6 protein-coding genes are annotated in these 11,980 nt (G+C 72.0%); 5 read left to right on the top strand and 1 reads right to left on the bottom strand.

What is annotated here, in order from left to right; genetic code table 11:
• Positions 1–139: 139 nt before the first annotated feature.
• From BKN51_RS07195 to BKN51_RS07175, 5 genes are all read left to right on the top strand, one after another.
• Complete coding sequence (locus BKN51_RS07195) at positions 140–1,831, top strand: flavin monoamine oxidase family protein (protein WP_101606867.1); 1,692 nt, start codon at positions 140–142, stop codon at positions 1,829–1,831.
• Between the two features lie 19 nt (positions 1,832–1,850).
• The gene (locus tag BKN51_RS07190) at positions 1,851–3,263 is read left to right on the top strand and encodes a class I adenylate-forming enzyme family protein (RefSeq protein ID WP_101606866.1); all 1,413 of its coding nucleotides are present in this window, start codon (positions 1,851–1,853) and stop codon (positions 3,261–3,263) included.
• Positions 3,264–3,289: 26 nt separating this feature from the next.
• Positions 3,290–4,228 carry an ACP S-malonyltransferase gene (locus BKN51_RS07185; RefSeq protein WP_233224077.1) on the top strand — a complete coding sequence of 313 codons (939 nt, stop codon included), beginning with the start codon at positions 3,290–3,292 and terminating at the stop codon, positions 4,226–4,228.
• Positions 4,225–5,784, top strand: coding sequence for an MFS transporter (locus tag BKN51_RS07180; RefSeq protein WP_101606864.1), 1,560 nt, complete (start codon positions 4,225–4,227; stop codon positions 5,782–5,784). The genes BKN51_RS07185 and BKN51_RS07180 overlap by 4 nt, the downstream gene beginning before the upstream one ends.
• 683 nt (positions 5,785–6,467) lie before the next feature.
• Positions 6,468–9,239 (top strand): helix-turn-helix transcriptional regulator, encoded by a 2,772-nt coding sequence (locus BKN51_RS07175; protein ID WP_101606863.1) that lies wholly within the window; start codon positions 6,468–6,470, stop codon positions 9,237–9,239.
• Between the two features lie 6 nt (positions 9,240–9,245).
• Here BKN51_RS07175 and BKN51_RS07170 read toward each other — a convergent pair whose 3' ends face one another.
• The gene (locus tag BKN51_RS07170; protein WP_101606862.1) at positions 9,246–11,972 is read right to left on the bottom strand and encodes an AAA family ATPase; all 2,727 of its coding nucleotides are present in this window, start codon (positions 11,970–11,972) and stop codon (positions 9,246–9,248) included.
• Between the last annotated feature and the right edge of the window lie 8 nt (positions 11,973–11,980).

Here is an 11,980-nt window from a genome sequence, read left to right as displayed (position 1 = left end):
GGCGAACCGGATTTCAGTGCCCCGATTTCAGCGCCCCCGATTTCAGCGCACAGACCCGTGGCCGCACGAGAACGCCGGCGTCCGCCGTGCCGGCCGGGTCGTCCGCGCGACGCCAGAACTAGTGCCGGAGGTAACGCCGATGACCATGTCTCCCGTCGAAGAACGCGTCCTGCCCCGCCCGCGGGCCGAGGCGGCTCCGCCGACGAGCATGCTGTGTCCCGATTTCCCGTTCGCCTACGACGACTGGATCCGCCATCCCGCCGGCCTCGGCCGGGTGCCGCGCCAGGCGCACGGCACCGAGGTCGCGGTGATCGGCGGTGGCCTGTCCGGGATGGTGGCCGCCTACGAGCTGATGAAGCTCGGACTGAAGCCGGTGATCTACGAGGCCGAGCAACTCGGCGGCCGGATGCGCTCGGTGAGCCTGCCCGGCTACCCCGACGCCGTCGCCGAGCTGGGCGCGATGCGCTTCCCGCCGTCCGCGGGCGCTCTCTTCCACTACATCGACAAGGTCGGGCTGGAGACGACGCCGTTCCCCAACCCGCTCTCCCCCGCGTCGCCGAGCACGGTGATCAACCTGCACGGCGAGAACCACTGGGCCCGCACGTCCGCCGACCTGCCCGCGGTGTACCGCGAGGTCAACGACGCCTGGACGAAGACGCTGCAGGAGCAGGCGGATCTGTCGCTGATGGAGGACGCCATCCGGCGCCGGGACATCTCGACCATCAAGGCACTGTGGAACCACTTGGTCACCAAGTTCGACAACGTGTCGTTCTACGGCTTCCTGACCTCGTCCCCGCTGTTCTCCTCCTTCGAGCACCGCGAGATCTTCGGCCAGGTCGGTTTCGGCTGCGGCGGCTGGGACACCGACTTCCCCAACTCCGCGCTCGAGATCCTGCGCGTGATCTGCACCGACACCAGCGACGAGCACCACCGGATCATCGGCGGCTGCCAGCAGTTGCCGCTCGGGCTGTGGACCGACGAGCCCGCCGAGCTCGAATACTGGCCGTCCGGCACGTCGCTGGCGAGCCTGCACGGCGGCGAGCCGCGCCCGGCGGTGGTGCGGATCGACCGGACCGGCCGCGGGTTCACCATCGAGGACGCCGACCGCGACGTGCGCACCTATCCGGCGGCGATCTTCGCCGCGCAGAACTGGAACCTGCTCTCGGGGATGAAGAGCGACGACGCCTTGCTGCCGCAGCCGGTGTGGACCGCGCTGGAGCGCACGCACTACATGGGCGCGTCCAAACTGTTCGTCATCACCGACCGGCCGTTCTGGCTCGACCAGGATCCGGCGACCGGCCGGGACGTGATGAGCACGACGCTCACCGACCGCATCCCGCGCGGGGTCTACCTGATCGACAACGGCCCCGACGAGCCCGGCACGATGCTGCTTTCCTACACGTGGAACGACGACTCGCTGAAGGTCGCTTCGCTGACCCCGGACGAGCGGCTCGACGTGATGCTCGCCGCGCTGGCCAAGATCTACCCCGGCGTCGACATCCGCTCCCACATGATCGGCCCGCCGATCGCGATCACCTGGGAGACCCAGCCGCATTTCAAGGGCGCCTTCAAATCCTGCCTTCCCGGCAGCTACCGCTATCAGCGGCGGCTGTTCACCCAGTTCATGCAGCGCGACGCCGCCGACCACCACCGCGGCTTCTTCCTGGCCGGCGACGACGTCGCGTGGATCGCCGGTTTCTCCGAGAGCGCGGTCACCACCGCGTTGAACGCCGTGTGGGGCGTCGTCGAGCACCTGGGCGGCGGCACCCATCCGGACAACCCCGGTCCCGGCGACGTGTTCGACGAGATCGCCCCGGTGAGCCTGGATTGACAGTGGAAAGGACTTCCCCATGTTCGCGAAGATCTATTCCCCCGACGCGGTCACCGGCGGCGCCGCCTTCGAGCAGCAGGCCCTCCGGGTCGCCGAAGTGCTGCGCGACCGCGGTGTCGGCTCCGGTGACCGTGTCCTGCTCAAGGCCGACAACACGTTGGCCTACCTGACGATCCTCGTCGCGCTGATGCACGCCGGCGCGTCCGTGGTGCTCGTCGACCACATGGAGCACGCCGACCGTACCGCCGAGACGATCGCCGGTTCCGGTGTCGTGCTGGCGGTCGTCGACGACGACGCGCCGATGCCTGCCGACGCGCCGACGGCGTACACCTACGAGATCATGGTGGCCGCCGCCGACCGGACCCCGACCGATGTCCGGTTGCGGTTCGACGTCTGGGAAAAGCTGCCCGACAGCCTCGTGATGTGGTCTTCCGGCTCGACCGGCGTCCCCAAGGGCGTCGCGAAGAACGGCGCGCGGTTCCTGAAGAATCTGGAACGCAACGCCGACCTGGTCGGCCACGTCGGCGACGACGTCCTCCTGCCGCTGCTGCCGTTCAACCACCAGTACGGCCTTTCGATGGTGATGATCGCTTGGCTGCGGGACTGCTCGCTGGTGATCGCGCCCTACCGCCGTCCCGACCGGGCGCTGCGCCTGGCGGGGATGGCCGGCGCGACGGTCGTCGACGCGACGCCGTCCACCTACCGCAGCCTGTTCAACATCATCGGCAAACGTCCGTCGCTCAAAGCGGAATTCTCCCGCGTGCGCATGTTGTGCAGCGGCGCCGCCCCGCTCGAACCCGGGGTCGTGGAGCAGTCCGACGAGCTCTTCGGCATGCCGCTGCTCGACAGCTACGGCAGCACCGAAATGGGCAACGTCGCCTTCGCCAACATCGGAAATCCCCGTGGCTGCGGGCAAATCGTCGAAGGACTGACCCTGGAGGTGCGCGCCGACGACGGCACCGTGCTGCCCAGCGGCGAAATCGGCGAGCTGTTCGTCCTCGACCCGGATCTCATGGAGGGCTACCTCGACGGCACCGGGCAGGTGCTCCCCGTCGACCGCGGCTGGTACGCGACCGGCGACCTCGGCCGGCTCGACGCGGACGGGAACCTGTTCGTCGTCGGGCGCAAACGGGCCGTGCACCGCAACGGGCACACCCTGCACCCCGAGGTGATCGAGCACCGGCTGGCCGAAGACGGCTGTTCGGCGAAGATCGTCGCGCTGCCCGACCAGCGGCGCGGGTCGAGCCTGGTCTTCGTCGTCGAGGACGACGCACAGCGGGACTCGCGCTATTGGCGCGACCGGATCTGCGGCGTGCTGCCCCCGGCCGAGCAGCCGAACCGTGTCCTCGTCACCGATCAGTTCCCGTTGAACCGCAACGGGAAACCGGACCGGAAGCGGCTCGAGCAGTTCGCCGCGGCCGAACAACTCTGATCCGATCACGAAACTGGGTGTGCACAGTGGACATTTCCACGGATGCCGTCCTCTTCCCCGGCATGGGCCCAGCCCGTGCTTCGGAACTGGGCAGGTTCCTCGTCATCGACCCTCTGGCCCGGCGCCTGCTCGGCGCGGCGGAGCACGCGCTCGGCCGCTCCTTGCTGGATCCGCTGGCCAGAACGGGCGAAGAGTACAACGAGCACACCCAGATCGCGTTCGTGCTCGCGTCGCTGGCACTCGCCGAACGGGCGGAGCGGGAGCACGGGCTGGCACCGGTCGCGGTCGGCGGCGCCAGCTTCGGCGAACGCGCCGCCGTGGTCCGCGCGGGCGCCCTTCCGCTCGGGGATCTCGTCCGGCTCGTCGACGCCGTCGCGCGCCGGGAACGGGAGTATTTCGAGACGGCGAACCAGGATCTCGTCAGCCAGTTCGTCGTACGGACGCCGGAAACGGCGCTCGGCGGGATCCTCGACGGGATCGGCCACGAACTCTCCGGCCGGTTCGACGAGGAAGTCCACCTGGTGACCCTGCGCGAGTCCGCCTTGGACGAATTCGTCCGCCGGGTGCGGGCCGCGGGCGGGTACGCGCTCACGACGATGCGTCCCGCCGCCCATGCGCGGATGCTCGGCGGGCTGCGCGACAGGCTCGCGGAGGAGGTCTTCGGCGAGTTCGACTTTTCCGCCCCTGACCTCCCGATCGTGTCCGATCAGGACGGAGAGCCGGTCCGGACCGGTGACGAGGCGGCGTCGCTCCTGCTGGAGTCGACGGTCAACGCGGTACGGCTGCCCGGGCTGGTCCACCGGTTCACCCGGCTCGGCGTCGGCCGGGTCCTCGTCGCCGGCCCGGACCACCTGCTGCACCGGCTGCCCGGGCTGACGTCGGCGTTCACCCTCCTGCGGGCCGACCTCCGGAGCACGCTGAAACCGAAACCCCGGCCCCGCCTTCCCGAGGCGGTGGCCGCATGAGCACCAAGGCCCGCGACATCGCGACGATCATGGTGTCCTGCCTGGCGCAGCTGATGGTCGCGATCGACATGACCGTGCTGCACCTGGCCGTGCCGGCGCTCACCACCCAGCTCGGCGCGTCGGCCGAGGAACTGCTGTGGATCGCGGACGTCTACGGCTTCGCCATGGGCGGTCTGCTGGTGACCATGGGCAATCTGGGCGACCGGTTCGGCAGGCGGCGGGTGCTCGTGGTCGGGGTGGCCGCGTTCGCGCTGGGCTCGCTGGTGGCCGCCTACGCCCCGAGCGCCGAAATGCTCATCACGGCCCGGGCGCTGCTGGGAGTCGCGGGCGCGGCCGTGCTGCCCTCGACGACTTCGTTGCTGCGCGCGGTTTTCACCACCCAGCGGGCGCGGACCGCCGCGGTGGGCGTCACCGCCGGGGTATCGGCGGCGGGCTTCGCGATCGGCCCGATCGTCGGCGGGGTCCTGCTGGAACACTTCTGGTGGGGTTCGGTGTTCATGGTCAACATCCCGGTGGCGCTGCTGATCCTCGGCGCCGCCCGCGTCGTGCCGGAATCCCGCTCCAGCGGCCGGTTGCGGCTCGATCTGCCCAGCGTGCTGCTGTCCATCGTCGGGCTGGTGGCCGTGGTGTACGCGCTGAAGGGCGCGTTCTACGTCGGCCTGTGGTACCCGGAAGTGCTCGGCGCGTTCGCGGTCGGGGGCGCGTCGCTGTGGTGGTTCGCCCGCCGCCAGCGACGGCTCGAACAACCGCTGATCGACCTGGACCTGTTCCGGCGCCGCGGGTTCTCGGCCTCCGTCGGCTCGAACCTGGTGTCGGTGTTCACGATGTCGGCCTTCGCCCTGATCTCCAGCCAGTACTTCCAGCTCGTCCTGGGCTGGAGTCCGCTGCGCTCCGGGCTGGCGTTCGTCCCGGGCGCGATCGCGGCGCTCGTCGCGGGCGGTGTCCTGGCGGCCAAGGCGGTGCGCCGGTTCGGCCGGGCGCCGACGGTGTCGGGCGGGCTGGCGCTGGCGTCGATCGGCTTCGGGCTGTTCGGCGCGGTGAACACGGACTCGACGTACGTACTGGTGCTGGCCGCGCAGGTGGCGTTCGGCGCGGGCGCGGGGCTCACGCTGACCGTCACCGGCGACACCATCCTCGGCACGGTCCCCCGCGATCGCGCCGGTGCAGCGTCGGCGATCTCCGCCACCGCCTACGAACTCGGCGGCTCACTCGGCATCGCGGTGGTCGGCAGCGTGCTGTCCGCCGTCTACCACGCCGAGCTGGCCCTGCCCGCCGGCGTACCGCCCGAGCTGGCCGCCCAGGTGCGGGAGTCGTTCAGTGCCACGGCGGCGGTCGCGACCGGCCTGCCGGAACCGGTGGCGACGGCGGTCCGCACGGCCGCGGAGGAGTCGTTCGTCGGCGGCATCCGCACCAGCATGCTGGGCAGCGCGGCGGTGATGGTGGTCCTCGCGGTGGTGGCGCTCCGGAGCCTGCGCGGCGTCCCGAAGGTGATCGAGACCGACGTACCCCAACCGCAACCCGACCCCGTCCCCGACGCCCCGAGCACCCGCATTTAGTCCTCTAGTCGCGGTAGTTGCGCACGCTAAAGACCGCAACCAGAGGACGAAACGCGGCACACAAAGTGTCGTGCACGGGCGTGGGCCTGGTGGTTTCCTGTGGGGTGGTCGTGAGTAGCGTTCCGGGTTAGAGCCGCAGGGGTCTTAGGTACCTGCTGGTTGTGGCTGGAGTTGGTCGCAGGTCCGTGAAGGCCTCCTTGCCCGAGTACATGAAGGCCCCCTTCCTGTACCTAGGCGCAAGGAAGGGGGCCTTCATGTACCGCAGAGGAGAGCCAGGGCGACAGCGGCGTGGTGGGTCGAGTCGTTGCGAGGGCCGCGCCAGCCAGCCCGGGTGTCGCGAAAGCCACGGGCCAGGCGCTGCGGACGCCACGTTCGCAACGCTGAAGGTTGCGAACGTGGCTTTCGCAACACGCCCCGATCCCCACACCCGCGTTTAGTCCTCTAGTCGCGGTAGTTGCGCACGCTAAGGACCACAACTAGAGGACTAGACGCGGAGGGGAGAGAGCGCTTTCTTCGGGAAGGCTGACTCTGGTGGAAGCGGTCGACCGTGGTCCGCCGGGGCAACTATGCTGGCCGAAGGTGCCCCGGCCGCCTGACCTCCCGACCGAGCGGTCCTCCGTGCGCCATGCTCGGAGCGACCGTCGCCCGGCCGCGCCGTGGTCCCGCGCCGGCCGAGGAGGGAAATGGGAGCGACGGCCGTCACGAACGCCGGACCGGACGACGCGCAGGCCGCTCTGGACCGGGTGCTCACCGGGTCCAGAGCGATCTGGGTGCTGCACGGCCCGGCGGGCAGCGGCCGCAGCACCGTCCTCTCCGGGCTGGCCCAGCGCGGACGCCGCTCCGGTGCCGCCGTGCTGGCCGTGCCCGCCGGTCCCGAGCCCGAAACCGTACTGCTCCGGCTGACGACCCAGCTGGTCGAGCTGATCGCGACCCTCGACCGGCCCGAGCTGGTCAGCATGCTCAGCGCGGTGGCCTGGCTGCGGGCCCGGCTCGAGTCGGGCTCCGGCACCGGACCGCAGACGACGGCCCACGATCTGATCACCGTTCTCGCCACCCTCGCCCCGCGCAGCCGGATCGTCCTGCAGTTCGACGACTTCGATCTGCTGCCGCCGGAGCTCGCCACCGTGCTCACCCTGGTCGCCGAGGGTGCCCGCGCCACCGGGACGGTCACCGTCGCGACCGCGGCAGGCCGGGACCCCGGCGGCGGCCCGGTCGGCAAACTGCTCGCCATCGCCGACGGCACGGTGGGCCTCCGGCCGCTGACCGCCGCGGAGACGACGGCGCTGCTGCCCGGCTGGACCACCCGCGCCGGGCGGATCGCGAGCGATCCCGCGCTCGTCAGCGCGGTCCGCACCGCGCTCGGCCCGCTGTTCGGCAATCCCGGCACGGTCGGCGCGACGATCACCGGCCTGCGCGTCTCCGGCAGGCTGTCGGTCGTCGACGAACACGTCTGCCTGACCGGCGCGGGACCCCCGATCGTGCTGCCCGAGGGACATCCCGAGACGCTCAGGCTGCGACGGCTCGGGCCGCGCGCCCGGCGGCTGGCCGCCATCATCGCGGTGCTGAGCGAACAAAGCGTCCCGACCCTCGAAAGGTTGCCCTGGCTGGCCTCCGCGGCCGCGCTGACGCCGTCGGTCGCGGGCCAGGCCCTCGACGACCTGGTCCGGGCCGGGATCCTTCGCGGCGGCACGGACGGCGCGGTGGAGTTCGCCGTCCCCGCGCTGGCCGACAGACTCCGGCTGGAGCACGGCCTACGCTGGCGCACGGTGCTGCACCGGAGAATCGTGCGGGATCTCCTCGACCGTCATCCGGCCGATCCCGCCGAAATCGCCCCGCATCTCGCCGAGCTCCCGCCGTCACCACCGGATCCCGGGACGGCGAGCCTGCTGCTCGACGCGGCCGCGAGCGGGAACACCGACATGCCGACGGCGCGCCGCTACCGGCTGGCGGCGCTCCGGCTGCTCGCCCCGTCCGACGACCGGTTTCCCGAAGTGCTCCGGGCCCTGCTCGCGGACAGCCTCGCGGCCGGCGGCTACGGCGCGCTGGCCGACGACCTCGCCACCGTCGTCGCACCGCGGCTCGCCGACCCCGGGCCGTCCGCCCGGCTGTCCGCCACCGTCCTGATGTGCTGGCTGGGCGCGCTCGCCCACGAGCAACGACTCGCCGAACTCGACGTCGTACGACCGCTGGCCGCCGAAGTCGCGCATCTCCTCGACAAGGTTCCCGACTGCCGTCTGCTGCTCGACGCGGTCAATCGGGCCGACCGCCCGGCGGCCGCCGAAGCGGTGCGGGCGCTCGCGCGTGCCAGTGGCGCGGAAGACGACCAGCTGTTCGCCCTCGGCGCCGGGATCCTGCTGGGCGCGCTGCCCGGCGACGGCGGCAGACCGGCCGAGGAGTGGTTGGTACTGACGGAAATGCCGCCGCACGAGGACGTCGCCGAAGCCGCCGAGGTCCTCGACACGGTCAGTGTCCTGAACGTCCTGTTGCGCGGCCGCTACCAACCGCCGACGTCCGGTTTCGCGGTCGATTGGCATATGGTCCGGCAGGCTTACCGCGAGGGCGAGTGGGACGCGGCGTTGTCGCTGGCCCGGCAGCTCGAAGGCGACCGCCTGTGGTGGGACCCGCCCCGCCGCCACCGGTTCGCGAGTGTGTTCGCCGCGGAGATCTGCGCCCAGCGCGCCCAGCCGGACCGGGCGGCGGATTGGTTGCGCCGCTTGCCTTTCCGGACTTCCGCCGACGCGTACGTCGCGTGGGTCAGGTGTCTGCTCCACCAGTCCGAAGGACAGCACGACGAAGCCCTCGCCCGAGGCTGGCGGGACTACGCCGAATGCCGCGAACGCGGGGTGCGAGCGGGGATGGAGCGCCTGCTCGCCCGGCTCCTGCACGGAGCGAGGCAGCAGGGGGACACCGAGACCGTGACCCGCCTGCTCGCCGAACTCGAGAGCCTCGCCGTCCGCAGCCCGACCGCGTCGGTCCAGGAGGCGGCGCTGGTGTGTGGCGGTCTCGTGCGCGGGGACATGGAGTCGGTGCGCGCCGGGGTCAAGCTGGCCCGGCAGTCCGGCGACGTGTTCCGGATCGCCGAGGCGTGCACGGCGTTCGGCGAGGTGAGCCCGGTCCCCGGGCCGTCACTGCTGGAGGCGCACCGGACGTTGAGGCGCCTGGACGCCGTCACGGCCCTGCCGCACGTTTCGGATCTGCTCGATCGGCACCGGATCTCCTTCTCCCCGGACCGCGCGGACCGGACCGACCGGGCGGGGTTGGATCCCTTGGAGCGCCACATCGTCGGCCTGATCGCGAGCGGCCGCACGAACCGGCAGATCGCGGCGGCACTGCAGGTCAGCGAGAAGCGCATCGAAGCCCGGCTGACGTCGCTGTTCGAACGCACCGGCAGCCAGTCCCGGGTCGAGTTGGCGGCGGCGTGGCTGCAGGGACGCCTCGGCCCCGCCGGATCCTGACCGGGCTCAGCCCGCCCGATGGCCGCGCATCGCCGCGGCCAACTGGGCGCGGCCACTGATGCCCAGCTTGCGATACGAACTGGTGAGGTGCTTCTCCACCGCGCGCACGGTGACCTCCAGCAGTTCCGCGATGTCGCGGTTGCGGCGGCCGGACACCGCCAGTTCCACCACGCGCTGCTCGGTCGCGGTCAGCAGTCCGCCGTCCGCCTGATCCGGCGGCTCCGCGGACCCGGTCAGCCAGCTGGCCCCGCATCCGGCCGCCAGGCTGCGCCCTTCCAGCAGCCGCTCGCGGGCGTCGGGTCCGGTGCCGCGTTCCCCGAGCAGGATCAGCGTGCGGGCGAGTTCGAGCCGGTCTCCCGAGCGGGCCAGGGTTTCCGCGGCCTCGCGCAGGATCGGGACGGCGTCCTCGTCCCGGTCGAGCAGCGTCGCGCGGATCCGCAGCGCGCGCCCCACCGACGACGGCGCGCCCCAGGACAACGCCCGCTCGACCTCGCCCTGCGCGACCGCTTCCGCCCGCTTCGGATCGTCGGTCGCCGCGAGCAGCAGGGCGATCTGACCGCGCAGCGGCAGCAGCACGCGGTTCCCGAACCGCTCCAGCTGATGCACGCAGTCGAGGAAGTACTCGGCGGCCGCGGTGTGATTGGCCTCGGTCAGGGCCAAGGTGCCGTACGCCAGGGACCGGAGCCAGGGGTCGTGCTCGACCTCCAGATGGTCGACGATCAGCCGCGCGAGTGCCGGATCTCGTTGCTCCATCGCGATTTCGGCCAGCACCCGCATCGCCGTCATGGTGATCCCGACCCGGCTGGGACCCGCCGACACCAGCACCGCCTGCGCCCGGTCGCGGGCGACGCCGAGCAGGCCGGTGGCGGAGGCCACGAGCGACTGTCCCGCCCAGGCGACCAGCGTCGGCAGGTCCGGATCGGCCGCGGGACCGCACGCCGCGGCGAGCCAGGAGTCGACGCCGTCGAGCGAATCGGCGGCGGCCAGCACCAGCACCGTGAGCGGCAGCGTGGTGTACATCTGGTCCGGCGAACCGGGTTCCCGCTCCAGCACCTGCCTGGCGAGGTCCACAATGGACTCCCGGGGCGCGACGCCCGCGACGGTCATCAAGTACAGCAGGACCGCGACCAGCTCCCGCTGAGCCGAGGAATCCTGGGCGGGCGCGGGACCGAGTTCCGCCAGCCGGTCCGCCGCCGCGTCGCCGGCACCGGGGACACCCCGTTCGAGATAGCGAAGACGGGCCTCCATCCGCAACGCCGCGTCGGCCGCGTCCGGACCGGGGACCTCCCGCAGTTCCGCGAGCACCTGCCGGAGACGGCGGACGTCCGCGGCGAACCGCAGCCCGGTCACCACCGGGAGCAGGCCGAGCGCGAACGCGCGGTCCACCGGATCCCGCATCAGGCCCAGCGCCTGGTGCAGATGCCGGTGGGCGGCGGGCAGATCGTAGCCGCGTTCGACGGCGGCGAGATCGACGAGCAGTTCCGCGCGGTCGGCACCCGGATGCGCCAGCGCGTGCTGCAGATACTGGGCGGCCGTCTGGGGCGACGAGTTCGCCAGCGCGGCACTGGCCGCGGTCCGCAGCACCTCCGCGGCCCACGGCTCGGGTTCGGCGACCGTGGCCAGCAGCTGCCGTCCGATCTGCTCGACCGGCCTTCCGTTGCGGTAGAGGACATTCGCGGCGCGCAGGTGCAACCGGTCCTGTTCGTCCGCGCTGAGCTGGTCGGCGACGAGATCGCCCGCCATCTCCCCCGCGAACCGCAGCAGCCCGTCTGCGGGGGCTTCGACGAGCCCCAGCCGCCGCAACGCGCGCAAGGCCGCGTCGAAGTCCGGCGAGTCGAGGTCGGCGAGCTCGGCGAGGACGCCGGGCTCGGTCGACCCACCGAGCGCGGCCATCGCCTTGGCCACCGCGGAGACGTCATCCGGCTGGGCGCGCAGGCACCGGGTCAGCCGCGCCGCGGCGGGCGAGGGCCGCAGCGCGGCGAGTTCGGCCGCGGCCGGGGCGATCGGCCGCAGACCGTGTCCGAGCATCGCGTTGACCAGCGCGTCCAGCAACATCGGCGAACCGCCGGTGCGGGCGTAGCAGACGTCCGCGAATTCGTCCGCGGGTTCGGCTCCGCAGCGGGCGGTCAGGTAGGACCGGACACCGGCGGCCGAGAGCGGGGTGGCGTGCACCGTGCGCGCCGCGGTCCGGGCGATGTCCTTGACCACGACGTCGTCCGCGGAGTCGTCACCTTCCAGCAGGGTGGCCACGACGAGGACCCGCAGGCGGCTCATCCGCTTGGCCAGATACGCGAGCCACCGCGCCGAAGCCGGGTCGGCCCACTGCAGATCGTCCACCAGCAGCGCGACCGGACCGGTGTCGCGCACCATGTCGGTGAACAGTTCCAGCAGTTCGTGCAGGACGAGATGGGCGCGGCGCGCGTCGGGCGGATCGGCGGGGAACTCGCTGTCGGCCCGGACCGCGGTGAGCAACTCCCCGCGGCGGCCGGATTCCAGCAAGGGTTCCAGCAGCAGCCAGACCACGCCGTGCGCGACGCCTCGGTCCAGCGGGGTCGCGGCCGCCCGGACGACGCGCACGCCCCGCGCGGCGGCCTCCTCCCCCGCCGCGTGCAGCAGCGCGGACCGGCCGGCGCCCAGCCCGCCGCGGACGACGACGAACTGCCCCGCTCCGGCACGCGCCTCGGCGACGGCCCCGGCGATCGCGGCCTGCTGGTCGACTCGCTCGATCATCATGACGACGG

The organism is Amycolatopsis sp. BJA-103 (genome assembly GCF_002849735.1).
GTDB lineage: Bacteria > Actinomycetota > Actinomycetes > Mycobacteriales > Pseudonocardiaceae > Amycolatopsis.
Note: the sequence above shows the minus strand (reverse complement) of the source record. Positions and strands in the feature narration are given on the sequence as shown.